Origin of the sequence: Streptomyces sp. KR80, from assembly GCF_052245555.1 — a bacterium.
Lineage (GTDB): Bacteria > Actinomycetota > Actinomycetes > Streptomycetales > Streptomycetaceae > Streptomyces.
In genome coordinates this window covers 365,035-390,943 of record NZ_JBQQCD010000001.1, presented here as the reverse complement: position 1 = coordinate 390,943, position 25,909 = coordinate 365,035, and the positions used below count along the sequence as shown (strand labels likewise).

The following is a 25,909-nucleotide window of genomic DNA, read 5'->3' as shown; positions in this document are numbered from 1 at the left end:
AGGTGCGGGCCTCGTGGTTGTCTGCGACCCGGCGGCCGCGCGTGCGTCGCTTACGTCGGCCTCTCCATCGACAGGGCGAACAAGTGAAGTTGGGGCCCGGTGGCGACCGGGAGGGTGAGGGTGTGCAGCTCCTTGGCGGGATCGAGCGCGGCGGCGGTCTCGAACAGCGCGACCTTGGCGGTATTGGGGCCGGACGCCCCGTGCCGGTGGGTGGAGCGCAGCATTTCGGTGACACCGGGGCCCGGCTGGCGGGCCCAGTCGGGAAGCGTGAACGGCACCTCCGCCGTGGAGCCGTCGGCGTACCCGGCGACCAGCTTCGCGCTGAGGTCACCGCCGCTGGCCGCCCCGATGAGCCGGACCTTCGCGTACGTACCGAGGGGCACGCTGATCGTCTGGCCTCGCCCGGTCACGTTGTTCTTCGCCCCGTCGCCGTACGCGGGGAAGGTGAAGAACAGGCCCTCGTAGTTCAGCCGGCCCGCGGGCGGCATCTCCTCGGCCGGGTAGGTGTGGCCGGAGCCGTCGAAGTCGCCGTCGGCCATGGCGGCTTCGGTGGAGATGCCGTCGTTGTCGACGTGTGCCGACAGATCGACAGGGATGGTCTCGCCCGGCGGCGGGAGTGCCTGCAGCCCCCACGGGTCACCGGGAACGCCGATCTCCACCGGGGCGATCACGAGATGCTTGGTGCCGCGCCCGCGGATCAGCGCCTCCTCGTCCTCCTCGAGGTCGAGTTCGATGACGCCGTCGCCCGCATCGCGCCAGTCGGCACCGGAGACCTCGATCGGGCCTGCGATGCCGTGCCGTACTCGGCAGGGCTCGCCCGCCAGGCTCTTGACCCGTACCCACCGGGTCGCGCCCTCCTCCCGTACCGCGCTGACAAGGAAGGCGCCCTCGGTACGGAAGTTGTGGACGACTGTATCGGCCCAGGACCCGGGGACCGCCGGGAAGATCCGGATCAGTCCGCCCCAGCTCTGGACGAGCATGTCGTGCAGCGACTGCGCCGCGGACAGCGGCGTCTCGATGACCGGGCCGCCGCCCTCCTTGTACATGGTGTTGGGCTTGATGAAGCCCTGGTTCATCAGCTCGTTGAGGTAGTGCAGGCTGTCGTCGCCCTTGCCCATCGTGGCCGCGATCGAGGCCGCCCCGGTGAAGCTGTAGCCCTGCAGGGCACCGGTGAAGCCGATCCAGTGCTTGAGTGACGTCGAGATCAGCTCACGCTTGTCCGGCTGCTCCCAGGTGATCTCGTACAACGGGTAGATCTGCAGCAGGTGGGAGTAGTGCCGGTGGGACTTGGCGAACGGAACCCCGGCGCCGATCATGTAGCCGTTTCCGTCGACGGCGTAGTCGGCGAGCTTCTCCAACACCTCCCGCCAGCGCGGCTGAAGCGGGTCCTGGATGCCGAGCCGCTCGGCGGAGGCGAGCAGGGTCGTGCAGCCCCAGCGGATCAGCGCGAGGTCGTACGTGCAGTCGGGCGCCCCGCCGTACTCGGGGGAGAAGGTCCGCGGCAGATGCAGCCTGCCGTCGTCGCCCGCGGTGAGGAAGTGCAGGTAGTAGTTGACCGAGCGGCGCAGCAGCGGAAAGAGCACCTCGCGCAGCACGTCGTCGTCCATGGTGTGGCGGTAGGACAGCCAGACGTTGTGCAGCGCCCAGGTGAGGTTGCCGATCTCGGGCTCCCTCTGGCCGGGGATGCCGAGTTGGGCGCCCCGGGCGAAGATGTCGGTGCTGCGGGAGACGCCGGCCGAGTCGTGTCGGTACTGCTCGGGCACGTGGTCGATGAGGACTTGACGGTTCTCGTCCACGGTGCGGGTGAGGGCGTCGAGCTCCAGGTGGTTGGAGCCGTTGATCATCCAGTACTCGAGCTGGACGTTGAGGTTCCACCAGGCGTTGGGCCAGCCGGTCGGCTGCAGCCAGGGACCGGTGGTCGCCATGACCGGCGCGCTCTCCCGGGTCGCGGAGGCGATCTTGTAGAGCTGGATCCAGTAGAAGCTCTGCAGCCGGTAGTCGGGTACGGAGACGAAGCTCTTGGGGTAGTAGCTGTGCCACCAGCGGCGGTGCGCGGCGCGCAACAGGCTCGGCGGGCGGCTGCGCGCGCTGCTGAGGGTCTGCAGGGCCTGGCCCTCCGCCGTCTCGTCGGGGTGCGAGTGGGCGACGGTGACGTAGAGATGACGGCCGTCGTCACGGGCGACCTCGGTGTGGGCGGTGACGTACTGGCCGCCCACCAGCAGCGGCTGGACGACGAGTTGGGTGTCGCCGTCCGTCTTGACGGTGGGGTCGGGGTTCGGGACGTAGGTGGGGTCGGGGTTGGTGACCTGCCGCGGGCTGACCGACTTCTCGGGCGTGAACGTCCAGGCCGCCTCTCGCTCTCCCTTGCTGGGATCCAGCCGGACCACCATCACCGGGCGCTCGCTGTGCACGTACGCACTGAACTCGATGGTCCCGAGCGTGGTGGTGATCTTCCCGGTGAGCTCGGCGTCCCAGAGGCTCAGCCGCCAGTCGACGCCGGTGATGGTGCCCTTGGGGGTCAGCGTCAGATAGCCGATGGGCAGTCGGCAGAGGCCGTACTTGGCGTCGAGGTTCACCCGGTGGTCCTGCACCTCGCTGTGCTGGACGTCGAAGCGGACCTCGTTGCGGAACTGCGGCATGGAGATCGTGGAGGCGAGGAAGCCGTTGCCGATGAACGGGCCCTCGTACCAACGGCGGGGGAAGCGCTGCCACACCAGGTCGTGGTCCCCTCAGGAACCGTGACCATTGGCGGGGGGTCTTCATAGTGTCGCGGATGGGCGGCACATCCGACTGTTCGGGGGCGAAGACCGCAGTGGGGGCCGAGGCCGCGGCGGGGGCGGCGGGAGCCAAGGCGGCAGCGGTACTGCCGAGGGCCAGACATCCGAGGAATCTGCGCCGGGACGGGGACGGTTCGGACATGCCGACTCCTGTGGGCAGACGACTCATGCGGCCGATTGGTAGGATTGGTGGTGCCGGTTGGCGGCGTCAAGGCGCGGTACGCGATATTCTTCGATGGAGAGCTCCGATCTATTGGTCTGAGCTGTGACTGTTTGGTTGAGCTCCTGGGAAAGCGCCCGTTGGCATCGGCTGCCGATCGTCATCGGGCCTTACGCGCACCCGGATCCGCGCGTACCCGCACGCGGCCGTTCGCCGGAGTCTCGTCGCACGTCGGCAGAGTTTCGCTTTCCCAGCGCACAACGCTCGCCCCGCCCAGGCGGTCTGACGGTGTGTCGGTTGCTCGGGGTGAACGACCGGTTCGCCGTACGGGTATCAGGGAGCGATCACCGTCAGGCGAACCGGTCGAGCGCGTCGAGCACCCTGTCGCGCGTCGCATCGCTGCCCAGATGCCCCGCGTCACCCACGACGACCAGCTGCGCGCCGGGCCAGCCGCGGGCGAGTTCCCAGGCGGTGTCGAGCGGGCTGCTCAGGTCGAGGCGGCCGTGGACCAGGACGCCGGGGATCCCGGCCAGGCGGCCGGCGTCGCGCAGCAGTGCGCCCTCCTCCAGCCATGCGCCGTGCGAGAAGTAGTGCGAGGCGATCCGGACGAGTGCCAGGCGGGCGGCCGGGGGCCGGCCGCCGTAGGGGCTGGGCGTGCCGTTCGGCTCCAGGGAGACCACCGTGTCCTCCCAGGCGCACCAGTCCGCGGCGGCCTTCGCCCGCACCTGCGGGTCGGGGTGTTCCATCAGGCGCGCATAGGCGCCGACGATGTCGCCGTCGCGGCCGACCCCGGGGACTCCGGCGCGGAACCGCTCCCACTGCTCGGGGAAGAACCGACCCACGCCCCGGTAGAGCCAGTCGATCTCCGAGCGCCGGGTCGTGGTGACACCGGAGATGACGATCTCCGACACCCGGTGCGGATGCCGCTCGGCGTAGGCCAGGATCAGCGTGGAGCCCCACGAACCGCCGTACAGCAGCCACCGCTCGACACCGAGGTGCTCGCGCAACTGCTCCATGTCGGCGATCAGCTGCTCTGTGGTGTTGTGCTGCAGGTCGGTCGCGGGGTCGGCGGCGTGTGGAGTGCTCCGGCCGCAGCCGCGCTGGTCGAAGAGGACGACCCGGTACCGCTCCGGGTCGAAGTACCGGCGGACGCGGGCCGTGCAGCCGGACCCCGGCCCGCCGTGGACGACGAGAGCGGGCTTGCCGTCCGGGTTGCCGCAGGTCTCCCAGTACACGTGGTTGCCGTCGCCCACATTGAGTTTCCCCGTGTCGTACGGCGCTATCGGCGGATGGAGCTCAGCCACGCTCCGGCCTCCTCGTCTACGGCGACAACGGCCCTGTGACCTTACGGGACATGACCTCGTGCGACCCGGCGCGCGCGGGCCGGATGCCGCGTCACCGGCGGCGGCGAACGGCCACCCATGACGCGATGAAGTACAGCGGCAGGGCGATGCCCAACAGCTGCGCGCAACCGGTGAATGCGCTCGTCAGAAACCGGCCGCCCAGACGCGCCACACCGTGGTAATAGCCGATCACCACGGCCATCAGCAGGACGTACCCGCCGACCGCGGTGCCGACCACCCGGCGGATCAGGGTGGGCCACCCCCGTCTCGCGGTGGCCGGGGTGAGCCCTCCCACCCGTTGGCCGCGCAGCTGCCGCCTCGCCCGCTCAAGCTCGGCTCTGGTCGGCTGTCGGCGGAGGATGCGCAGCCCGAGGGCGAGATAGCCCATGATCAGCAGATAGCCCGCCGACATGATGGCGATGTTCAGTGAGACGGGGAGCACGGTCGGGGGCCTCCGGCGCGTCGGCGAGCCGTCAGGACGGGTCCCGGAGCAGGAAGTGCCACCCGCGGACGAACGTGTGCCAGCCCCACCACAACCACAGGGCGAAGAGCGCCCACCGCCCCACCGGATAGCGCATGACGGCGTCCACGGCATCGCTGAGGGTGGGGAAGACATCACCGGATCGGACGAGGCCGATGCCCTCCCAGGCGAAGAGGGCGCCGAACAGAACCGCCCAGACGACGTAACCGATCACTGAATGCTCCGCCACCGCGACCTCCCACACTCGTGCACCGTGCACGCCGCCCCGCCGTAGGGCAGCCAGCTCGATCATCCGTCACAAGGGGCGGGAAAGGGTGGATGCGACAATCCGGTCCGGCCGTCTGTACGTATCCGGTGCGGCCATGGCGCCCGTCGTGCGCGCCGCGCCGTGGCGTACGCGCGGGGACGGTGCCGAGTCACGGGTCCAGGCGCTGCAGCAGGCCCCAGGTGAACTCGGCGACATGGCGGTCGCGTTCACCGGTCGCATCCGGGGCGGTGAAGGCCAGCCGCCAGCGCGTGGGAGCCGTGCCCTCCATCGGCGTGGCCGGTGCGAAGGCCCGTGCCACCTCGTCGACCGTGCAGCACCAGGGGCGCAGGTCGTCGAGCGTACGGAGCTCTGGACCCGCCGCGCCCGGAGCGCGCACCAGCCATGCGTTCCAGACCTGACCACCCGCGCCGGTGAGCACTTCGAACAACAGGTCGGGCCAGAGCGGAACCGGCCAGCGCAGGGCCTCGCAGTCCAGGTCGCCGACGCGGCGGCGCACGACGTCCTCGGGCGGGCCCAGTACCGACCGGTAGAGCCCGGGGCCCCCGCGCGCCCGGGGAGACCGGGCCCTTGCCTGCCAACGGCGGTTGGCCTCGCGCATCTCGGCCCGTTCCACGCCCAGTTCACGCAGGGCGTCCTCGACCAGACCGGGCTGGTGGTCGGCCATCCGCCGCAGCAGGACCAGTTGGAACTGGAGCGGGCCGGGCAGTCCGGGCTGGTCGGGCTCGCTGCCTGGCGTAGCGGTCATGGCGGACATCCTCCCGCAGCAGGACGTCCGGACGGCGGTCACCCCGCAGGGTGGCGGCCGAGCCGATCCACTGAGGCGAGATCCACAGCGCCGGAGGGCACGTGTGACGTCCCGGGCCGCTACGCCCGGTCGGCGACCGCGACCAGCCGCTCGTGTTCCTCGTCCGTGACGGGCTCGCCCGAGGAGGGGAGCAGCTGCGGGATGCCGTCGACGATCGGATAACGGCGCCGCATCCGGGGGTTGTAGAGGACGTCCTCCGCCTCGAGCAAGGTCAGCGGACCCTTGTCGAGTGGACACGCGAGGATCTTGAGCAGCGGATCGTCAGACTTCATGGGGGCTGTCCTTCCGGGGGTGCATACGGCCGGGCGGGTTCTCGGGCCGGATGGAGAGGGTCGGGCTGGAGACGAGCTGCGGGAGGCCGGGTGCCGGGACATCCGGTGCCGGGGTGTGCGTGGGACCGGCCTCTGCGGCCGGTGCGTCGGCCGGGGCCTCGGCCGGTGCGTCGTGCCGCGGCAGCACTAGCAGGACGGACACGGCCAGCGCGGTGCCGCCCAGCCGCAACACCAGCCGCAGCGGATCGTCCGGCAGCGGTTCGCCGAACGCGAAACTGCCGCTCGCCACCGTAAAGACGCACGTCACCGTGGTGCAGACGGGCAGGATGAGCGACGCACGACAGCGCTGCAGCGCGGTCTGCGACAGCACCAGGCCGGTGGCCCCGGTGAAGATGAGGAGGTACGGGTACGGGGAGGCGAACAACGCGACCGCCACCCCGCCGATGTCCTCAGTGGTGAGCAGCCCCGAGACCCCCTTGATGGCGAGCGAGCTCACCCCGTACAGCAGGCCGACCGCCACCCCGTACTCGATGCCCGTGGTCGGCAACCGGTGCCGGCGCCGGGACCGGCGCTCGGCCGCCCCGTACAGCCACAGGCCGGCCGCGAGCGACGGCAGGCACAGCACGAGCAGGGTGCCGACGGGCGCGCCACGGCCGATCGCCTCGTCGCTTCCCCTCAGGGAGCCCACCACCATGAGCAGCGCGAGCGTGATGACGGCGACGCCGCGCCGCTCCTTGCCGGTGGGCTGCTCGCCGAGGACGAGCGAGGACAGCAGGAGCAGCAGGACCAGCCCCGAGACGAAGATGCCCTGGGCGGCGGCGATGGGCAGTGTGCGGTAGACCGCCAACTGGGCCGCGAAGCCCAGCGCGAGGGCCAGGGCGCCGCCCATCCACAGCGGGCTGCCGATGAGCAGCCGTACCACCCGGGCGGGCCGGCCGGCCCTGAGCGGCGGGAGTCCCGCCAGAGCGCGCTTCTCCAGCACGAAGCCCGTGGAGTAGAGGACATTGGCCAGCAGTGCCGAGGCCACCCCCCACCACATCACGCGTTACACCCGCCTTGCGTGCAGCAGCAGGATCGAGGCGAGGGAGGGAAGGTGGCAGGCGGCCCGGTCCAGGGGGCGCAGGGCGCGCGGCACGCCGTGGAAGGGGGCGCCCGCGACAGACACGACGTCGAAGCCCGAGGCGGCGACGAACTCCCTGAGCGCCCGGGCCGTGTACAGCCGCAGATGACCGACGACCTCGCTGCCGGGGCGGCCGTGGATCCGGCGGAGGCTCACCTCCGAGAAGACGGGCTGCACTCCGGCGAGGATCAGCCCGCGGTTGTACCAGGCGGCCAGGTTGGGGGTGGAGAGCATGAGATGGCCGCGGGGACGCAGCACGCGGTGCAGCTCATCGAGGGCGGCGTCCGGGTCGACGAGGTGCTCGATCACCTCGCTGAACAGTACGGCGTCGGCGGTCGCGGTGCCGAACGGCAGCCCGCCGTCGGTGAGTTCACCGCGGACGACGTACGGGATGCGCGGCGCCGCCCGGCGCAGCGCGTCCTGCGACCAGTCGACGCCGACGATCCGGTGGCCGGCCAGGACGCGGGCCGCCGCGGCGGCGGCCGATCCGTCGCCGCACCCGATGTCCAGGACGGTGGCCGGTGCCTCGTCCGGCCGTGCGGGCCCGAGGGCGCGGGCGAGCATGTGCGCTTGGCGAATGCTGCGCTCCTCGCCGGAGGCGACGGGGACGGCCGGGTCCTCGTAGAAGTCGCGGAGTCCGGGCACGGGGGCCCTCCCGCCGGGTGGGGCGGACTCCCCTCGCTGGACCCCGCCTTGGCCGACGTCGTCCTGCGCCGAGGCCACCGGCGATCCGGCCGTCGCAGGGCCCCGGCACGGGGCGGGGCCGGGATCGAGCGCCCGAGCCTGCGGGCGGGAGTCGGTTGATCCGGAGGCGGATGCAGCGGTTGAGCCGGGTCGGAGATCGGTCACGACGGGCCTCCGGGTGTTTCGGCCGGCGAGCCGGAACGGTCGCCCGTGATGTCCGAGCCGCGCGGCGCGGTGGTCGAGTCCTCCGGGGCGGCCGGGCCGTTCGCCGTGCCGGACGCGAGCCCGGCGGGGGGCCCTGCCGCGGTGTCGGGCGGCGCGTCCGGCGCAGCCGTCGCCGCGAGCGACTGCTCGAAGAGCCGGGCGAGAGCCGCCGCCGCGGCGTCGTTCAGCAGGGCGCGCGACCAGCGCAGGGCGAGATGCAGGCGGCCGGCGGTACTGGCGGTGGTCACCGTCAGGCCGCGGGGCATCCGGGCGGGAGCGGAGAACCAGACGGCGCGGGCGCGTCCCGCGTCGCCGAAGTCCAGCGGATACGGGACACGTCCGATGTTGCTGAGCAGCGTCGTCGACGTCCACGGCGCGATGGCCCGCCGCAGACCGCGGGCCGTCGCCGCCCGCAGCCCGACCGGCAGCACGGGCGCCGTGAGCAGTGCGGCGCCCCACCCCAGCGGTGGGCCCTGCGTACCCTTCAGGGCGCGAGTGCGCTCGGCGGTCCGGCGCAGCAGCCGCGCGACGGCCTCCGGATCCGGCCGGGCGGCCGTGAGCAACTCCTCGTCGGTGCGGTCCTCCGGTGAGACGAGGACTTCGACCAGCCGCGTGCCGTTGCCGATCGGCATCTCCACGCCGCGCGGCCGGTCGTCCATCGGCATGGTGATCCGCACTGGGCCGGCCGCCCGGTCGTGAAGGCGGTTCCAGCGGGCCACCGTCAGGCAGGTGGCGACCAGGAGTTGGTCGTTGACGGTGTACGGGGCCGCGCCGTCGGGGCCGCGGGGTGGGCGGCGTGGCACCGGAAGGTCGACGATGACCATGCCGTTTCCCGTGGCCCGGGCCTTGGCGTCGGGGGCGATGCGCGCCGGTCTGGTCCACGGGAGGTCGCCGGTGCGCGGCCGCCCCCCGCCGGCCGCGGGCCCGCCCGCCCCGGCGGTTCCCGACGGCCGTATGGGCGGGGCCGCGGGAGAGTTGTCGGCACCTCCGTAGAGTTCGGCGACGGTGGCGAGGACGCGCAGGCACGCCGGGCCGTCAAGGGCGGTGTGGTTGATGGTGAGCATCAGGACGCAGCCGTCGCGGTCGTCGGCGCCCGGCCTGATCACTTCGAGCCTGACGGGCGGTGAGCTCGACAGCGGCGGGCAGTCGGAGAGCGCACGGGCGCGGGCCCGGACGAGGGCGTCGGGTCCGGGCGGAGGGAAGCTCACCGGGTCCACATCGGGCTCGGCGGTGAGCTCCCACTCGTACCGCCGCCGGTACCAGCGGCCCGGCGCCTCACGCATCACGATCCGCGGATGCCGGCGCAGCGCTTCGGCGAACGCCGCCCGAAGCCGCTCGGGTTCGGGCAGGCCGGGCAGGTGCACTTCGATGTGCACGGTCTCCGGCTCCTCGTCCTGCAGGCAGTGCCGCGAGATCTCGTCCACCGTGGCGAACGGAATCCGCTGCACCGGCTGCCCTGCGGGCCGGTCGTGCCGACGGGCGGGATGCAGGGCGGTCATCGGCCGTCCTTCCGGGACCGGGGTGCGTCGGAGGAGGCGTCCCCGGGGCGGGGCTCTCCGGGCTCCCGCCCGGCGGGCCAGGTGGTGCCGGGCAGGCGCCGGGGGAGCGGAGCTCGTTCCTCCGGGCCGACAGAACTCGCAGAGCCGGAACGCAGGTTGCGGGACCGAAGGCCGCCCGCCCCGAGGCGTGGGCGGTACGGCTGGGCTGGCAGCGGAGGGACGCCTGCCGTACGGGCCGTGACGACCGGGCCCACCGGGGGGTGCGGGGGCCCGGCCTCCGGTTGCATTCCGGCCCGTGCCCGGTTCCCGGGCCCTTCGAGACCGGCGGTGGTCGCTCGGGCGATTCCGGGGCCGCGCGACTGAGCCGGCGGCGTGCCCGGCGCGGTCGTCGGCCCGTCCGACAGGCGCGGCGGCGCGGCGCCACCGGGGCCACCGGGACCCAAGCGGAGCGTGTCCGAAGAGCCGGGACGGTACCTGGCGTCCTGCGGGTCACCGGGTACGGACGGCAGCGGGGCCGTCGTGCCGGGGAGGGACCCCCACCCAGCAGCAGCTGGGGGAGAATCTTCGGCGGACCGGGAGCCACTCGGCTGCTCCGGGCCGTCCGGCTCGTGGGAGTCCTCCGCCCGGGCCGGGCGGTCCGCCGTCACCAGTGCCGCGGCCAGGCCCACGATCGCCAGCACCTGCGCAGGAGTGCTGAACGCGCCCTCGTCGACGGCGACCGGTTCACCCGCCCCCGTCGCCGCGGCGACGGCTGCGCCCGCCATGGCCGTCAGGGCGATCGGGACCAGCAGACCGGGCCGCAGCCGGGCGACCACTGCCAATGCGGGGACGACCAGCGCCAGCGGGCCCGCGACGAGCGCGACGACGACGGTCAGGGCGACCGTGCCGAGCACCCACCCAGGGGCAGGCGGGGTCCACGCCGGGGGTTCGACCCGCGCCGAAGTCTGCGGGGGAGCCTGCGGACCGCCGGAGTCTTCGGCGGACGCTCGCCTGTCTCCGCCGGAGGCGGACCTGCGGCGGATGAAGGCCAGAGCGACGAGCACCGCCACGCCGATCGCACCACCGATCAGGCTGCCCTCGTAGAGCGCGGCAGGCTCGTACTCCAGCCGCACCGTGCCGGCCTCGCCCGCCGGGATCAGCCAGGCCTGCTGCCAGCCGTCGAGCCGCAGCGGGGTGAGCTCCCTGCCGTTCAGGGTCGCCTTCCAGCCGTCGTTGGCGTTCTCGTACGTCTGGAGGTACGAGGCCTCGCCCGCGCCGACCGACACCGTGCGGCGGTCGCCGCGCCAGTCCACGGCCTTCGCGAACCGCGTGCCCGACGAGACCGGGGCCGGTTCTCCGCGGGACAGCGTGACGTCCGTGAGGGCGAGCGGGCCCGCGTCCCCGGCCTCCACGACGTGGCGGCCCGGATCCAACCCGAGGGTGCCGTCCTTCGCCTCACCCGCGCACAGCCGCACGTCGACCGGCCGACGCTCCGTCAGGTCGCGGACGAAACCGGAGACCTCCGTGGTGTGCAGCGTGCCGTCGACCGCGAGCGCCGGTCCCGCACCGCACGGCACGGTGAACTTGTCGTCCGGAGCGGGCCTGGGCACCCGCAGGTCGTCGAGCGCGGGCACGTAGACCTCGCTCAGCCCCACCGGCAGCTGCAACTGGCTGTCCGCGACGGGGTTGTGGACCGTCATGGGCGCGGCCCGGCTGATGGCGATGTCGAGCCGGTCGGTCGTGATCGGGTCGAATCGGGCCAGACCGTTCTTGTCCACGCCGACCGTCGCGGCCCCGTCCGGGGAGCTGATCAGCACTTCCTCCGGGCGGGTGGACACCCCGCCCGCCGGTGCGAAGACGATCTCGTCGATCTTCTTCTTGCCCGGCCAGCGCAGATGAACGACGGGCCGGGCACCGGCGATCCACGCCGTCGTCAGATCGCCGTCCACGAGATTGCGCGGGCTCAGCGAGATCCCGGTGCGGCTCGTGGAGTCGGCTGTGGCGGTGATCCGCTTGCGTTTGCCCGGAGCCACCTGGTCCAGCAGCTGGTCCAGTGCGTCCCCGGGGACGGCCAGAGCCCGCGCCGTCACCCGGTAGTCGGCCTCGGCCGGCGTGGTGAACCGCCGGTGCAGCCCCACCTCCGCGGACGCCGGGGACAGACCGCCGGGGTCGCTGCCGCGGTGCAGCGAGTACACGGCGGCCGGGGCATCGGCCCCCTCCGCGTCCCGCGGCAGCGTCAGCAGCCGCGTGACCTGGACATCCGGTATCGACACCTCCGAGAATCCGGCACCGGACAGGCCCGGCCCCGCCTCCTGCGCGTCGAGGATCCGGATCCGCAGCCAACTCGCCCGGCCTTCGGGCGCCTTGACCGACTGCGGCGCGCCGTTGGGCTGGAGCGGGCTCTCGGCCCGCCCCCGGTCGGTCTCCACCCGGACCACGGTGGGCGCGGCCCGCATCCCGTCGGCGGGCAGCGGCGTGACCCGGATCGAGGACGGCACGTCGACCCGCTCGGAGAAGCCGATACGCAGCCACTGGCCGGCCGGCTTCCCCGGGCTGCCCTCGGCCCACGCGGTGTCCGGATTGCCGTCGAAGGCGTTCGCCGGCTCGTACTGCGGAAGGTGGAAGAGCCAGTTGCCGCTGCTGGAGGCGGTCACCGACCTCGCCCCGCGCAGGACGGCCGTCGTCTGGTGGCCGAGGCGCGTGCCCTCCGGAAGGAGCTGTTTCGGCGGCTTGCCCGGGTCCTCGACGCTGTCCGGATGGTTCCGTTCGGACGGCGTGTAGGTGTACGAGGTGTTGGAGTTGACCAGACCGAAGCGGGTGTCGGCACGGCGCAGTCCGTCCGCCACCGCCTGGATCGGCGGGGTGCCGACGCCGGGGTGGTTGTCCCCGGAGAGCACGGCCGGCCGGTCCCGCAGCGACGGATCGGCGGACAGCTGGAGCAGCGCCTCGGGCCCGCCGCTGACGACGGCCGTACCCGCCACGGGCCGCAGCGCCAGCTGCTTCGGCCGCTCGGGGGCACCGGCGCCGTCCGGCTCGTAGATCTCCACCGCCCGCTGGCGCGGGAAGAGACCCTGCACCTGGATCGGGGTGTCGTCGGGGATGCGGCCGCCGGTCAGCAGCGGCCCGAACGCGGCCACCTTCCGGTAACCCGACGCCTGGAGCGTCCGCTTGACCGTCTGCGGCGGCACGTAGCCGATCTGGTCGGGGTCGAGGTCGTTGCGGACGACCACGGTGTGCAGCCCGGCGCGCGCCAGGAACTCGCGCAGGCCCGGGACTTCGCCGCCCGACATCAGCGCCTGCTCGACCGCATCCATGGCGCGGCGCGAACCCGGAGTGCCGAAGGGCACGTAGTCGCGCTGTGCCCAGCGCGACTCGGCGAGCACGTCCAGCGGCTGGTCGATCGGCGAACCCCAGGTGTAGATCCCGTGCGCGGTGGCGGGGACGACGAGCGCGCGGTTGTCCGGGGCGTACTTCTCCAGCCAGTCCGCCGCGCTGCTCCAGTGCCCGGGCAGTTTCTCGAACGCCCCCGGCTGGAGGATGCTGCCGTTGACGTACGGCCAGGCCAGGCCCGGGAGGACGAGCACGGCGGCGATCGCCGGGGCGAACCTCCCCCACCCGGTCCGGATGCGCAGTGCCACCGACGAGGCTGCGGGCCGGCCGGCGACGCCCAGCAGATGGGCCAGGCCGAAGGCGAGCGCGAGGGCGAGCCCGGGCTGGAACTTGTAGATGTTCCGGAACGGCTTCAGCCAGCCGTCCAGCCAGCCCTGCACCGTCCCGTGGAAGGGACCGCCGAGGGAACCGCCATACCCGACCAGGGTGATGAGGGCCACCGCAAGCACCGTCAGCAACAGCCAGCGCCGCTCGGGCAGATCGCGGCGGGCCAGCCCGCCGAGGCCCAGCGCCGCGGCGAAGCCGGAGCAGAGCACGGTGACGACGGCGGTCGCCACGGTCCAGCCGGCCGGCAACCACGCCTCGCCGAAGTTGAGGTACGCGACCCAGTTGCCCGCCCCGCGCAGCAGCTCGGTGGCGGACATCGTGCCGGTCGTGGTCTTCGCCTGCTCGACGTACGGCATGAAGTTCTCGCCGTAGGTGCCGAGCAGCAGCAGCGGCACCACCCACCAGGCGGTGGCGAGGACGACCCCGGGAATCCACCAGGCGAGCAGCGCCCGTTTGCGCCGCCCCTGTGTTCCCCCGCCGGGACGGCTGAGCAGGTAGAGCCCGACGGGCAGCAGCGAGGCGAGCGTCGACGCCGCGTTCACGCCGCCCATGAAGGGGATCAGCAGTGCGGACCGGGTGGCCGCGACGCGCGCGCTGGTCCCGGCGGACGTCAGCGGCAGCACCACCCAGGGCAGCAGCGCACCGGGCAGCACGGCCGCCGAGGTGGAGCCGATGACCACGGTGAACGTCGGCCACAGCGCGTATCCGAGCGCGGCGAGGAGCCGGGTCGCGGGAGTGCCCACCCGTAGCCGCTCGGCCAGCCGCAGCGCGCCCCAGAAGGCGGTGGTGATGATGATCGACAGCCACAGCCGCTCGGCGATCCACACCGGCACATGGGCCAGGTCCATGAGCGCGTAGTACGGCAGGATGGGGAAGGCGTAGCCGATGTACTGGTCGAAGATCCCGCCGAAGCCCGCCCGGTCGTGCCAGAGTTCGCCCAGGTCGCCGAGGAACTTCAGCGGATCCAGCGCCACGCCCAGCTTCGTCTCGAAGGTCATCTTCCCGGGCGACACGGCGAGGAAGGCCACCAGGACGGCCGCCCAGAACCCCAGCAGCCAGCGGCGCCCCCACGGCCGGTCGGGAGCGGGGGGCGGCGCCGGTATGGGGGCGGGCGTGCGCGGAGGCGCCTGGACGACAGTGCTCATGGAGACCTCCGGAGGATGAGGAGGAGATTCCAGGTGGCGATCTCCCGAAGCCCGGGCACCCGGGTGACGGCATGTGCGAGGAACGGCCAGTACCGCGAGCGCGCCGCGACCACGCTCACGTCGTCGCGGCCGCGCACATGCCGGAGGGTGGGGCCGATGTGGATGGGGAAGAGGTTCTCGCCGAGGGTGTGCTTGGCGTCGCGTCCGGTGCGCCGCCGGTAGCGGGCCCGGGCCCGGTCGGCGCCCAGATAGTGCCAGGGCGCGGTCTCGTGGCCGCCCCACGGAGAGAGCCAGTTGGTGAAGGACACGTAGATCAGCCCGCCGGGGCGGGTCACGCGCACCATCTCGCTGAGAAAGGTCTGCGGATCGGCCACGTGTTCCAGCACATTGGAGGAGAAGCAGACGTCCGCCACCCCGTCGGCGAGCGGGAGCAGATAGCCGTCGGCGACCACGGCGCCCTCGGGGAGCTGTCCGCGCGCGGCGAGTTCGGCCGCGTCCGGTTCGAAGAGGTAGCTGTGCGCGCCGCGGCGGCGGAACTCTTCGGTGAAGTGTCCGCTGCCGCCGCCGATGTCGACGACCACCCGGTCGTGCAGGGTCAGGTACCGCTCGAGCTGCTCGGCCGCGTCGCGCGCGAGCAGGCCGTAGCAGTGCTCCGGGTCGGTCTGCTCGCGCAGAAAGGCCCGGAAGAGTGCGACGGACCGCGCGATCGACGGGTCCTTGAGCGGTGCCTGGGCGAGGTTCCGCACGATCGGTCACCTCCCGGACTGCGTTGCTCCCGTACCCGCGGCCGCCACGGCTTCGGTGGCCGCACCGCCCCGGTCCGGGGTCGGGCTGCCGGCGGCGCCGCCGCCCGCCAGATACGCCTCGGTGACAACAGCCCGGAACCGGTGGACCGTACTGCTCCACCGGAAGCGCTCCGCCCGGCCCAGTGCCGCCCGGCCGAGCGTCTCCCGCCGCTCCGCGCTGAGCGCGAGCGTGCACCAGGCGGCGGCGAACGAGCTCTCGCCGCGCGCCAGTACGCCGGTGACGCCGTCCACCACCGAGTCCCGCAGGCCCGGGATGTCGAAGCCGACGGCGGGTGTGGCGCGGGCGGCGGCCTCGGTGACGACCAGGCCCCAGCCCTCGACGAGCGACGGGTGCAGCAGGACCCACGCCTCGCACAGCAGCCGGTGCTTGTCGGCCTCGGAGACCCGGCCGGTGAAGACGACATCGGGTCCGGCCATCGCTTCGAGCCGGTGCCGCTCGGGACCGTCGCCGACGACGATCAGCCGTCCGCCGGTGACCGGGCGGACCCGCTCCCACAGCCGCAGCAGCAGGTCGATCCGCTTGTACTCGACCAGCCGTCCCATGGCCAGGAACAGCGGCTCGGGAGCCTTCGGCAGCAGCGGTCCCGGCTCCTCGACGCCGTTGTGGACGACTCTGATCCGGTCGCCGTCGACGCCGATGGCGCGCAGTGCGGACGCGGTGGAGCCGGACACGGCGACCACCAGGTTGTTGCGGTGGGCGCCGGCCAGGGCCCAGTGCTCCAGCCTGCGGCCCAGGCGGGCCGCCGGGCCCGGGAAGCGCATCCGCCACAAGTCCGTGTGGACGTGGTTGACCAGGCACAGCGTGGGGCCGCGGTGCCACAACGGGGCGAGGTAGGGCATGCCGTTGCAGACCTCGACGAGCAGGTCGCAGTCGCCGATCTGGCGGGCGAACGCCCGCTTGGCGCGCAGGAAGTGGCTCGCGTCGCCGCCGGCGGACACGACGCGGTAGTCGCGGTTCGCGGCGGGTCCGCCGCACACCAGCGTCACCTGGTGGCCATCGGTGGTGAGGCCCCCGGCGAGCCGGTCCACCAGCAGTTCGGATCCTCCGGCGTCGGGATTGCCGACATCACGGCGGGCGAGGAAGACGATCCGCCGGGGGAGCGGGGGCACGGGCGGGGACGAGTCGTACGACGCGGTGGGGGACGGAGCGGGTGCCTGGGCGATGACGGGTGTGGGGGGTGCGGCCAGGGTGGACCGCGTCAGCGGTGGAGGCACGTGCTGGGGCATGCGAGCTCCAACTCGTCTCAGGGTGCGGAACCTACGGGTGGGGGGTGCGCCGTCCGAGAGCAGGGCGTGCTGGGGGGATCACGAACGGCGGCTGGTTGCGCAGCGGATGGACAGTTTTCGCCGATCCGTTCGGTTCGGGCTACTCACAGGTGTGACAATTTCGGCCCTGCCAGGAACTGATGAACCATCACTTTGTGGAGTGTTCCCTGGGAAACGAGGTCCCTTCGGTCACCGGCGCACTCCGCGACCGGCGGCCGATGATGATCCCTGCGGCTCGCCCAGCTGCGTCACGCAGGACGGCGCCGGCCACGCACCAGCAGTACCGTCCCCACCACGGTGAGCACGGCCCCGGCCGCCGCCCCGATCACCGGTGCCGTCCGGCCCACCAGCTCCAGCCGGCCGCTGTCCTCCGACGCCAGTGCCACCTGCGCGCGCTGTGTGGCATCCGTGAACTCCAGCCGGTCGCTGCGGAGCAGAGTCACCGCATCGCGCTTCCCGCCCGGCGCGCGCAGCGTCTTCCGCGGTGCGATGCTCGCGTAGATGATCCGGCCGGTGCGCTGGTCGGCGACCAGTTCGATGCCGGCGTTGGCGTACCACTCCTCGGCGAGCACCTGCCCCCGCTTCGGCAGGCCGACGAGCAGGCCGGGCACCTGCCGGGTGCCGGTCTTCGTGGATTTCACGGTCCCGGTGAAGCGATGGCCCTGGTAGCCCTGGATCTTCTTCGTGCCCGTGAAGCGGAGCTGGACCGTGGCTCCCAACGTGTTGTCCCACCAGCGGTAGCTTCGCTTGCGGACATCGAAGGGGAACTTGAGGTAGGCCTCGCCGTCGAACGTGGGCGTCTCGTCGCAGCAGTGAACGGGACGGTTCGTCCGGCGATCGGTCACCCAGCGCTCCGTGGTCCACTGCAGCGACCTGCGGGGATCCTTCAACCGCAGCGTCTTCGGGGTGTCGACCGTCGTGGACACATCCCACACCGCCGCACCGCTCCGCTTGCTGTCCGCGACGTCGCCCAGCACCCGGCGAGTCACGGTGATCTGGCCGTCCTTGACCTCGAGCGCATCGGTGTCGAAGTAACTGCCCCGCCCGGTGAAGACGGTGGTCACATTCACATCGATGGGCGTGCGCTTGGCCCGCGGCTCGACGTACCAGGCCAGCAACGGGGCGAGGACCAGCAGAAAGACGCCGAGCCCCAGCAGGATCAGCGACAGGGCCGACGGGGGCGCACCCGTCCGCGGCGACGCTCCGGGGTCCCCGGTGCCGACGGGCGTGCCCCCGGGGACGCCAGGGGGAGCCACGGCAGAGTGCTGGTCGGACGACGGGTGGGGAGAACGGCGCATTACGCACTCCTGGTGGGCGCGGGGTGTCGGGGTCGTGCGCGTTCGTTCGACTACCGGCGAGTTATCGCGCTATGGGCCGGGAACCGTAAGCCGCTCTTGACTGGGTGTCAATGATGCTCCCACACTGGGCGACCACCGGTAACCGGGGCCGGTGCGCTTGGGTGCTGCGTCAAATCCGGGGGCCGACCACCCCCGTCCGGAGGCCGACCACCTCCGCAGTCGACCGGCAGAGAGGTACGCCGCCCATGCACAGACTCATCGCCGCCGCATTGACCTGCGTGGCCGCCGCCGCACTTGCCGGCGCGGCCGCCGTCGGGATCGTGGCTGCCCTGAACGTCACTCCGCAGCAGCCCAATGTGCCGCTGGTCTCCTTCCCCGAGGGGACCACGGGCCCGCTTCCCGAGGCGACGGCGGGCTCGCCGCGGCCGGGGCCCTGAGCCGTGGTGGCGCGCTCGGCCTGGCGGGACGTACCGCGGCTGCAGGTGCGGAGGTTCGCCTCGCTCGCCATGGACGAGGTGCCCGAACTGGCCGAGGACATCCTGCGGGAGATCCTCCGCGAGTACCCCGGGCTCCCGCTGGTCCTCGACGAGTCCGGCGAGCCGATGGCCCTCGTCGGCATCCGGCGGGCGCTGAAGCACTTCGTCGAGAATCTGACCAACGACGCCGGGGGCCGTCGGGTCCCCCCGGAGGTCTTCCAGGACTTCGGGCGCGCCGCGGTCCTCCAGGGCCGCAGCCTCGACTCCCTCCAGGCCGTCTACCGGCTCGGCGTCCGGCTGGCCTGGCGCCGGCTCGCGGAGATCGGCCAGAAAGTGCAGATCCCGCCGCCCGCGATGTACGAACTGGTCGAGTCCGGCTTCGAGTATCTCGACGGCCTCGTGGCCCAGTCCGTGCGCGGCCACGCCGAAGCCTTCGCCCGCCAGGCGGGCGAGCGGCTGCGCCTCCAGCGCCGACTGATGGAGCTGCTGTTCACCGAGCACCGGTCGGATCCCGGTGAGGCCCTGGCCGAGCGCGCCGCCAGGATCGGCTGGCAACTGCCCTCGCGGGTCGCGGTGGCGGTGCTGCTGCGCCCTGCCCGTGAGGCGGTCGCCCCCGCCGTCGGCCCGGACGTCCTGCTGGACATGGAGAGTGAGCAGCCGCGCATGGTGGTGCCGGAGCCGGACGCGGCCGGCCGGGCCGAACTGCTGCGGCGCGCGACCGCGGGCTGGTCGGGAGCGATCGGCCCGCCGGTGCCGCTGACCGAGGCGGCGAAGTCCCTGCGCTGGGCGGGAACGGCGGTACGGCTGATGGATCGCGGTCTGCTGCCCTCGGGGCATGTGCTGCAGTGCACCGAGCACACCGAGGCGCTCGTCCTGCTGCCGCCGGAGGAGCTGGTCGATGACCTGACGCGGCGCAGGCTCGCACCGCTCGAGAAGTGCGGCCCGGCGCACGGACGGCGGCTCGCGGAGACGCTGCTGGCCTGGCTGGAGACGCGGGGCGGTGCACCGGAGGTGGCGGCCAGGCTGGCGGTGCATCCGCAGACCGTCCGCTACCGGCTACGGCAGATCAGGGAGTTGTGGGGCGACGACATGGACGATCCGGACCGCCGCTTCGAACTGGAGCTGGTGCTGCGGGCGCGGCGACTGCGCGGCGAGCTGGCGGCCCCGGGGACGTAGCGCTCCCGGTACGGCCGGGGGCCCGCACGGCGGGTGCGGGTGACGGCTGGGCGACTGGGCTGTGGCCTGCGGCGATGTCCGGCCGGTGGCCCTGTGTGCATCTGCCCGCATCTGTCCGTCAGGCGCGCGCTGCCGACACCGAATCCTCACAGGATGCCGCTCCAATCGTTACCCCAGGCCTCGTAGCCTGCGGACGCAATGAACTACTGCTCATTCTGCCGACGGCACCTCAACGGCGCCCTGTCCTGCCCCGGGTGCGGTGCGTTCTTCGAGGAACTCGCGCCGCTCCCTGAGGCTGCCGCGGCCGAGGGGCACCGCGAGCCGGGCGGCATCGGCCCGGTTCCCGTCGCAAGGCGAGGAGCCGGGCATCGCGCCGGCCACGGGCACCATGCCGCGCGCAGGCGTTCGGCCCGCGGCCGGCGGGGCCGGCCCAGACGCCGCGGCCGCGTCATCGGAGTCGCCGCGGTGCTCGGCGTCACGCTGGTCGCGCTGACCCTGGCCGAGGTCGCCACCGACGGGTCCCTCACCACGCCCTTCGCGGAGGACGAGTCCTCGGCCGCCATCACGAACAAGCCGCGCGGCGAAGAGAGCCCGGGCGCTTCGGACGGTCCGGAGGCGTCCGAGACCGGGGAGCCGAGTGACGAGGCGTCCGAGAACCGCAAGAGCAAGAAGGACAAGGCCAGCGGGTCGCCGAGCAGCGAGCCTTCGAAGCGGAGAACCACCGCACCCGCCTCGGGTACGGTCTCCCAGCCACCTCCGCAGCCCACCGGCGAGCCCGAGCCCCGTCCGTCCTCGTCGAAGCCGCCACCGCCACCGCCGCCGCCACCGCCGCCGGACCCGGAACCCACCTGCACCCGCCTCCTGTGGTGGTGCACCTGAGGTCCGCGCCGGTACAGCGCATCCGCATCGCCCGGCCTGGCGCCGCGTGGCCTACTCCTCCGCCGTGCCCTCGCCGAGCATCCGACGCAGCAGATCGCGCAGCGTCGTCCGCTCCTGGTCCGACAGACCGGCGAGCGGCTCCCGGGCGAAGTGCAGGGAGTCGCGCAGCCGGGCGGCGGTCGCCCGGCCCGCGTCGGTCGGTGCGGCGAGCTTGACCCGGCGGTCGGCCGGATCCGGACGCCGCTCGACCAGGCCGCGGGCCTCCAGCCGGTCGATGATGCCGGTGACGTTCGACGGCTCGCACTTGAGCTTCTGGGCGATCCTGCGCATCGGCGTCGGTTCGAGTGCGAGCAGTCCCAGCACCCGGGCCTGCGCACCGGTGAGGCTGTGCTGGGCCGCTGCCCCCTCGTACTCCTCGTGGTAGCGCGCCACGACAGCGCCGATCAGCTCGACGACCTCGAGTGTCAGGGGATCAGAACGGGTGACCATGGCACCCAGGCTACCGATTTGCTTGACAACATGAAACATCCAGGCGCATTATTGTTTCAGATTCTGAAACATTGCCGCGCTGAAACAAGCTGCGGCGGAAGGAGGCGTCCGCTCCATGTCCGAGCTGCCGAAGACCGGCCGTGAATGGCACCTGGTCGCCCGCCCGCACGGTTGGCCGAAGCCGGAGGACTTCGCCCTGCGAGAGGCCGAGATCGCCGAGCCGGGCCCCGGCCGGATCCTGGTCCGCAACACCCACATGTCGGTGGACCCGTACATGCGCGGCCGGATGAACGACGTGAAATCGTACGTACCGCCCTTCCGGCTGGACCGGCCGATGGACGGCGGCGCGGTCGGCCGGGTCATCGCCTCGAACGCCGAGGGCATCGCGGTCGGCGACCACGTCCTGCACGGCCTCGGCTGGCGCGAGTACGCGGTCCTCGACGCCAAGCACGCGACCGCGGTCGACCCGGAGCTGGCCCCGCTCAGCGCATACCTAGGGGTGCTCGGCATGCCCGGTCTCACCGCGTACGCCGGCCTGCTGGAGGTCGCCTCCTTCAAGGAGGGGGACGCGGTCTTCGTCTCTGGTGCCGCGGGAGCGGTCGGCAGCCAGGTCGGCCAGATCGCCAGGCTCAAGGGTGCCTCGCGGGTCATCGGCAGCGCGGGCTCGGACGAGAAGGTCAAGCTCCTGGTCGAGGAGTACGGCTTCGACGCCGCCTTCAACTACAAGGACGGCCCGGTGGCGGAGCAGCTGAAGAAGGCCGCTCCGGACGGCATCGACGTCTACTTCGACAACGTCGGCGGCGAGCATCTCGAGGCGGCGATCAGCTCCCTCAACGTGCACGGCCGCGCCACCCTCTGCGGCATGATCGCGCAGTACAACGAGACCGAGCCGACCCCCGCCCCGCGCAATCTCGTCGCCGTCATCGGCAAGCGGCTGCGCCTGCAGGGCATGCTCGTCGGCGACCATGCGTCCCTCCAGCCGCAGTTCGTCCAGGAGGTCTCCGGCTGGATCCGGTCCGGTGAGCTGAAGTACGGCGAGACCGTCGTCGAGGGCATCGAGAACGCCGCCGAGGCCTTCCTCGGCATGCTGCGCGGCGAGAACACCGGCAAGATGATCGTCGCCTTCGGCGGCTGAGGGATCCCCTGCCACACCCACCCTGCTCGCGCCCACTGACGTCCCCCACCCCGGCAGGCCCGGCCCGGGGGACCGTTAGGCTCACCTCTTGACCGTCGCGATCGTGGGCGCGAGTCGCGACGACGCACCACTGTGTGCACATCAGGAGGATTCCCTATATGTCCATCCAGACCATAGACGTCCTGTACACCGCGGTCGCCACCGCCGAGAACGGCCGCGACGGCCGGGTCGCCTCGGACGACGGCAAGCTCGATGTGGTCGTCAACCCGCCGAAGGAGCTGGGCGGCAACGGCGCGGGAACCAACCCCGAGCAGCTCTTCGCCGCCGGCTACGGCGCCTGCTTCCAGGGCGCCCTCGGCGTGGTCGCCCGCCGCCAGAACGCCGACGTCTCCGGCTCCCGGGTGACCGCGCGGGTCGGCCTCGGCAAGACGGAGGCCGGCGGCTTCGGCATCCAGGTCGCGCTCGAGGTCTCGATTCCGGGCGTGGACCGCGCCACCGCCGAGCAGCTCGTCGAGGCGGCCCACGAGGTGTGCCCGTACTCCAACGCGACCCGCGGCAACATCGACGTCGCCCTGAGCGTCGTCTGAGTCCCGGCGCCGTCGGAGCCGGACGTCGCCGGAGCCCGGCGCCGTCGGAGCCGGACGTCGCCGGAGCCCGGCGCCGTCCGGGCCTCAGCGCGGAGGCGTACGCAGATGGACCGAGGGCCGCACCCGACGCTCACCGGGGTGCGGCCCTCGGCTCGGCCCCAGGACGCTCAGCAGCGCCAGCGTCGTCAGCACCACCGTCCCCGCCGACTCGACACCGATCGTCGTCGTCACCCAGGGGGCGTCGACGGTCTCCCGCCAACCGAAGATGCCGGATGTGAGGGCGAGCAGCAGTGCGCCCAGGGTCCCGGCCGTGAACAGGGCACCGAGTGCGGCGGTGACTCCGAGAGAGCGGCCGGGGGCGATCAGCAGCACGAGGGCCAGCAGCCCGCCCACGACCCCGTTCAGCAGGAACAGCTCGCCGATCGTGTCGAGGTTCCGGTAGCCGTCGTTCCACAGGTGCAGATGAATCGCCGCCATCGCCGCGGTCAGGCCGGAGCCGGCGAGACGCAGGATCAGGATCGTGAGCATGGCCTTCCTCACGCTCAGTAGCCGTCAGGGCCGGTTGGCCCGTCGTTCCCTGAGCTGCCGCCGCCCACGGTGATCTCCGTCTCCATGCCCAGGTCGGCGTGCCCGTCGACCGGGCAGTAGACCTTGTACGTGCCGTCCTTCAGCGTCACGTCGAGGTTCGCGGACTCTCCCGGCTGGAGGTTGCGGGTCTTCTGCTCGCCGCCGGGGCCTTCGATCTCCAGGGCGTGCTCGTGGCTGCCGCTGTTCTTCGCGACGAAGGTGTGGTCGCCCGCCGTGAAGGACTGGGTGGACAGATCGAGGCGGAAGTCCGTCATGTCGACGGTCACCGTGGTCGCCCCGGTGTCCTCTTGCCGGGGCGGGGCGGCCCCGTCCCCGTCTCCGTTCCCGTTCCCGCCGCCTCCGCAGGCCGCGAGTACGCCCGCCAGCACCCCGGCGGCGATCCCCAGCCCTGCGCTTCTCCTGGCGGCCACTGTGCTGCCGGCCATGACTGCCCTCCGTGAGAGATCCGGTCCTGCTGTGGATACGAGCGAGCCGTGCGAGGGGATTGCCGACGCAGAAGAATGGGACGTGTGCACGGTCACCGGGCAATCTCTTCGGTGGGCCCGGCCGTACCCAGGGACATGAGGATGGGCCTTCCCCTGGGACGGGCGGCCGACGAGACCCTGCTGGCCGGCCTCACGACGGGCGACCCCGAGATCGCGGTCGCGTTCGTCCGCCGGTTTCAGCGCACGGTCTACGGTGTCGCCATCGCCGTCGTGGGCGACCCCCAGCTCGCCGAGGACATCGCCCAGCAGACCTTCGAGCGCGCCTGGCGACACGCGCAGATGTACGACCCCCGCCGCGGTTCGGTGAAGACCTGGCTGGCGGCCATCGCGCACCATCTCGCCATCGATGCGGTGCGGGCGCGCAGACCCACCCCCGTCGCTCCGGAGGACCTCGAAGCCCTGCTCGACATCGTGACCGAGACGCCGGAGCAGCGGGCACTCGCCGACGAGTCCGCCGCCCGGATCCGTACGGCCCTGTCGGCGTTGCCCCGTGACCAGGCGCGCGCCCTGGCGATGGCCGGGCTCTACGGCATGACCGCCCAGCAGGTCGCGGATGCCGAACGGATTCCGCTGGGCACGGCCAAGACCCGGATCAGGACGGCCATGGGGAAGCTGCGCACCGCCCTGGAGACGGACCTGCCGGACCTGCCGAATCGAGCCGACCATGACTGAGCAGCCCGACCGCGGATCCGACCGCGACCGCGAGCCCGACCGCCCTCGCGGGAACGGCCCGGCCTGCGCGGAGTTGAGGGACATGGGCGCCGAACTGGCCCTGGGAGTCCTTCCCGCGCGGGAGCGGGCCCGCGCGATCGCCCACCTGGATCGGTGCCCGGCGTGCCGGGAGCACATCGGCGGGCTCGCGCGGGTCGGCGACGGACTGCTCGGCCTCCTGCCCGGCAGCGAACCGCCCGTCGGCTTCGAGAAGCGGGTCATGAACCGGTTGAACCTGTCCGCGCCGCAGGACCGGCAGACGGGGCGCAGGGGCCGAGGACGGCTGAGGCCGCGGCTCGTGGCGGCGGCCGCGGCCCTGGCGATCGCCGGTGGCTTCGGAGGCTGGGCGGTGGGCAACGCCCTGGACGAGCCGGTACCGACCACCACCGCCTCGCGAACCGCCCTGTCCGCGGCTGACTTCGTGGCCGGAGACCACCGGGTCGGGCAGATCTTCGCCCACCCGGGCTCGCCGGGCTGGGTCTATATGTCGGTCGACCTGTACACGGGTGGCGAGAAGATCTCCTGCCTGCTGGAGCGCACGGATGGCAGCACGGTCACCGTCGGCTCTTTCACGTTGCGGGACGGCTACGGCTACTGGGGTGCCCCGGCCGACGTGGACCCGGGAACCCTCTCCGCAGCCCGCCTCGTCGCCGCTGACGGCTCCGTCCTTGCCACCGCCCGCTTCGACGCGGACCGCCGCTGACACCAGCCCCCGTCTGCCCGCGATCGCCCGGACAGGCCTAGGCTGTCCTCCATGCGTGATCTCGGGGCGGGCTTCGGCTACTTGGTCAAGGGTCAGCGCTGGGTGGCCCGGCGCGGTCGCTGGTGGGCCTTCGGCCTGCTGCCCGGGCTCCTCACCCTCGTCCTCTACGGCGCGGCCCTCGTCGGCCTCGGCTTCGGAGCGGACGATCTGGTGGCCTGGGCCACTGCGTTCGCCGACGACTGGTCCTCCCCATGGCTCGGCCTGTTCCGCGGTTTCCTGACCGTCCTGCTGTTCGCCCTCGGCCTGCTGCTCGCCGTGATCACCTTCACCGCGGTCACGCTGCTGGTCGGCCAGCCCTTCTACGAGTCGCTCTCCGAGCAGGTCGACATCGCGGAGGGCGGCAGCGCGCCCGAGTCCGGCCTGCCGCTCTGGCGCGAGCTGCTGATCTCCGCACGCGAGAGCCTGTCCGTACTCGCCCGAGTCGCTCTGTACGGCGTGCTGCTGTTCGCGCTCGGTTTCCTTCCCGTGGTCGGCCAGACCGTGATCCCGGTGATCGGCTGCTGCATCTCCGGGTTCTTCCTGGCCGAGGAGCTCACGGCGGTTGCCCTGCAGCGCCGCCGAGTCTGGCTGAAGCAGCGGCTCGGACTCCTCCGCGGCCGCCGGATGCTCGCCCTCGGCTTCGGTGTGCCGCTGGTGCTGTTCTTCCTGGTGCCGCTCGCGGCGGTCTTCCTGATGCCGGGCGCGGTGGCCGGCGCGACCCTGATGGCGCGGGACCTGGTGGGGGAGGCCGGGGACGGCGGCGGAGCGGACGGCGTTCCGGACGCCCTGACCAAGGCCGGCTGACCGGGCCTGCGCG

General features: G+C 72.5%; 24 protein-coding genes. 8 read left to right on the top strand and 16 right to left on the bottom strand.

Features of this window, described 5'->3' with window-relative positions; genetic code table 11:
• Positions 1-50 precede the first annotated feature (50 nt).
• From ACTWQI_RS01760 to ACTWQI_RS01700, 13 genes are all read right to left on the bottom strand, one after another.
• A complete protein-coding gene (locus tag ACTWQI_RS01760) occupies positions 51-2,714 on the bottom strand; it encodes a glycosyl hydrolase family 95 catalytic domain-containing protein (protein ID WP_443266687.1) in 2,664 nt (887 codons plus the stop codon).
• A 573-nt stretch (positions 2,715-3,287) separates the two neighbouring features.
• Positions 3,288-4,241 (bottom strand): prolyl aminopeptidase, encoded by a 954-nt coding sequence (gene pip, locus ACTWQI_RS01755; protein ID WP_443266686.1) that lies wholly within the window; start codon positions 4,239-4,241, stop codon positions 3,288-3,290.
• Positions 4,242-4,332: 91 nt separating this feature from the next.
• Positions 4,333-4,722 (bottom strand): DUF6256 family protein, encoded by a 390-nt coding sequence (locus ACTWQI_RS01750; protein ID WP_443266684.1) that lies wholly within the window; start codon positions 4,720-4,722, stop codon positions 4,333-4,335.
• Positions 4,723-4,753: 31 nt separating this feature from the next.
• Positions 4,754-4,990 carry a DUF6186 family protein gene (locus tag ACTWQI_RS01745; RefSeq protein WP_443266682.1) on the bottom strand — a complete coding sequence of 79 codons (237 nt, stop codon included), beginning with the start codon at positions 4,988-4,990 and terminating at the stop codon, positions 4,754-4,756.
• A gap of 187 nt (positions 4,991-5,177) precedes the next feature.
• A complete protein-coding gene (locus ACTWQI_RS01740; RefSeq protein WP_443266680.1) occupies positions 5,178-5,774 on the bottom strand; it encodes a hypothetical protein in 597 nt (198 codons plus the stop codon).
• A 119-nt stretch (positions 5,775-5,893) separates the two neighbouring features.
• Positions 5,894-6,106: a Trm112 family protein gene (locus ACTWQI_RS01735; protein WP_443266678.1), complete on the bottom strand. Its 213-nt coding sequence runs from the start codon at positions 6,104-6,106 to the stop codon at positions 5,894-5,896.
• Complete coding sequence (locus ACTWQI_RS01730; RefSeq protein ID WP_443267163.1) at positions 6,096-7,145, bottom strand: hypothetical protein; 1,050 nt, start codon at positions 7,143-7,145, stop codon at positions 6,096-6,098. The genes ACTWQI_RS01735 and ACTWQI_RS01730 overlap by 11 nt, the downstream gene beginning before the upstream one ends.
• A gap of 6 nt (positions 7,146-7,151) precedes the next feature.
• On the bottom strand, positions 7,152-7,871 hold the full coding sequence (locus ACTWQI_RS01725) for a class I SAM-dependent methyltransferase (RefSeq protein ID WP_443266676.1): 720 nt from the start codon (positions 7,869-7,871) through the stop codon (positions 7,152-7,154).
• 200 nt (positions 7,872-8,071) lie between these two features.
• On the bottom strand, positions 8,072-9,613 hold the full coding sequence (locus ACTWQI_RS01720) for a condensation protein (RefSeq protein ID WP_443266674.1): 1,542 nt from the start codon (positions 9,611-9,613) through the stop codon (positions 8,072-8,074).
• Positions 9,610-14,454 carry an alpha-(1->3)-arabinofuranosyltransferase domain-containing protein gene (locus tag ACTWQI_RS01715; RefSeq protein ID WP_443266672.1) on the bottom strand — a complete coding sequence of 1,615 codons (4,845 nt, stop codon included), beginning with the start codon at positions 14,452-14,454 and terminating at the stop codon, positions 9,610-9,612. Before ACTWQI_RS01715 ends, ACTWQI_RS01720 begins: the two co-directional genes overlap by 4 nt.
• A complete protein-coding gene (locus ACTWQI_RS01710) occupies positions 14,451-15,200 on the bottom strand; it encodes a class I SAM-dependent methyltransferase (RefSeq protein ID WP_443266670.1) in 750 nt (249 codons plus the stop codon). The genes ACTWQI_RS01715 and ACTWQI_RS01710 overlap by 4 nt, the downstream gene beginning before the upstream one ends.
• Positions 15,201-15,206: 6 nt before the next feature.
• On the bottom strand, positions 15,207-16,487 hold the full coding sequence (locus tag ACTWQI_RS01705; RefSeq protein WP_443266669.1) for a glycosyltransferase family 4 protein: 1,281 nt from the start codon (positions 16,485-16,487) through the stop codon (positions 15,207-15,209).
• A gap of 287 nt (positions 16,488-16,774) precedes the next feature.
• On the bottom strand, positions 16,775-17,824 hold the full coding sequence (locus ACTWQI_RS01700; RefSeq protein WP_443266666.1) for a DUF3068 domain-containing protein: 1,050 nt from the start codon (positions 17,822-17,824) through the stop codon (positions 16,775-16,777).
• A 245-nt stretch (positions 17,825-18,069) separates the two neighbouring features.
• Between ACTWQI_RS01700 and ACTWQI_RS01695 the strand changes: the two genes are divergently transcribed.
• The 3 genes from ACTWQI_RS01695 to ACTWQI_RS01685 all read left to right on the top strand — a co-directional run bounded on the left by ACTWQI_RS01695 (position 18,070) and on the right by ACTWQI_RS01685 (position 20,355).
• Positions 18,070-18,261: a hypothetical protein gene (locus ACTWQI_RS01695; RefSeq protein ID WP_443266664.1), complete on the top strand. Its 192-nt coding sequence runs from the start codon at positions 18,070-18,072 to the stop codon at positions 18,259-18,261.
• A gap of 3 nt (positions 18,262-18,264) precedes the next feature.
• Positions 18,265-19,476, top strand: coding sequence for a PucR family transcriptional regulator (locus tag ACTWQI_RS01690; RefSeq protein WP_443266662.1), 1,212 nt, complete (start codon positions 18,265-18,267; stop codon positions 19,474-19,476).
• 198 nt (positions 19,477-19,674) lie between these two features.
• On the top strand, positions 19,675-20,355 hold the full coding sequence (locus tag ACTWQI_RS01685) for an SCO2400 family protein (RefSeq protein WP_443266660.1): 681 nt from the start codon (positions 19,675-19,677) through the stop codon (positions 20,353-20,355).
• Positions 20,356-20,406: 51 nt separating this feature from the next.
• On the opposite strand, the gene ACTWQI_RS01680 is transcribed toward ACTWQI_RS01685, so the two are convergent.
• Positions 20,407-20,844: a MarR family winged helix-turn-helix transcriptional regulator gene (locus ACTWQI_RS01680; protein WP_443266658.1), complete on the bottom strand. Its 438-nt coding sequence runs from the start codon at positions 20,842-20,844 to the stop codon at positions 20,407-20,409.
• A gap of 115 nt (positions 20,845-20,959) precedes the next feature.
• Here ACTWQI_RS01680 and ACTWQI_RS01675 point away from each other — a divergent pair, with 115 nt between their 5' ends.
• The gene (locus tag ACTWQI_RS01675) at positions 20,960-21,979 is read left to right on the top strand and encodes an NADP-dependent oxidoreductase (RefSeq protein WP_443266656.1); all 1,020 of its coding nucleotides are present in this window, start codon (positions 20,960-20,962) and stop codon (positions 21,977-21,979) included.
• 158 nt (positions 21,980-22,137) lie between these two features.
• On the top strand, positions 22,138-22,566 hold the full coding sequence (locus ACTWQI_RS01670) for an organic hydroperoxide resistance protein (RefSeq protein WP_443266655.1): 429 nt from the start codon (positions 22,138-22,140) through the stop codon (positions 22,564-22,566).
• A gap of 84 nt (positions 22,567-22,650) precedes the next feature.
• On the opposite strand, the gene ACTWQI_RS01665 is transcribed toward ACTWQI_RS01670, so the two are convergent.
• Together ACTWQI_RS01665 and ACTWQI_RS01660 are read right to left on the bottom strand one after the other, a co-directional pair.
• Positions 22,651-23,094, bottom strand: a complete 444-nt coding sequence (locus ACTWQI_RS01665) for a hypothetical protein (RefSeq protein ID WP_443266653.1) — start codon at positions 23,092-23,094, stop codon at positions 22,651-22,653.
• Positions 23,095-23,108: 14 nt separating this feature from the next.
• A complete protein-coding gene (locus ACTWQI_RS01660; RefSeq protein ID WP_443266652.1) occupies positions 23,109-23,579 on the bottom strand; it encodes a cupredoxin domain-containing protein in 471 nt (156 codons plus the stop codon).
• A gap of 141 nt (positions 23,580-23,720) precedes the next feature.
• On the opposite strand from ACTWQI_RS01660, the gene ACTWQI_RS01655 reads away from it, so the two are divergent.
• From ACTWQI_RS01655 to ACTWQI_RS01645, 3 genes are read left to right on the top strand one after another with little or no spacing between them, the layout of a single operon-like run.
• The gene (locus tag ACTWQI_RS01655) at positions 23,721-24,311 is read left to right on the top strand and encodes an RNA polymerase sigma factor (RefSeq protein ID WP_443266650.1); all 591 of its coding nucleotides are present in this window, start codon (positions 23,721-23,723) and stop codon (positions 24,309-24,311) included.
• On the top strand, positions 24,304-25,053 hold the full coding sequence (locus ACTWQI_RS01650; protein WP_443266649.1) for an anti-sigma factor: 750 nt from the start codon (positions 24,304-24,306) through the stop codon (positions 25,051-25,053). Before ACTWQI_RS01655 ends, ACTWQI_RS01650 begins: the two co-directional genes overlap by 8 nt.
• A gap of 51 nt (positions 25,054-25,104) precedes the next feature.
• Entirely contained in the window at positions 25,105-25,896 is a 792-nt protein-coding gene (locus ACTWQI_RS01645) for an EI24 domain-containing protein (RefSeq protein ID WP_443266647.1), read from the top strand.
• Positions 25,897-25,909: the final 13 nt, after the last annotated feature.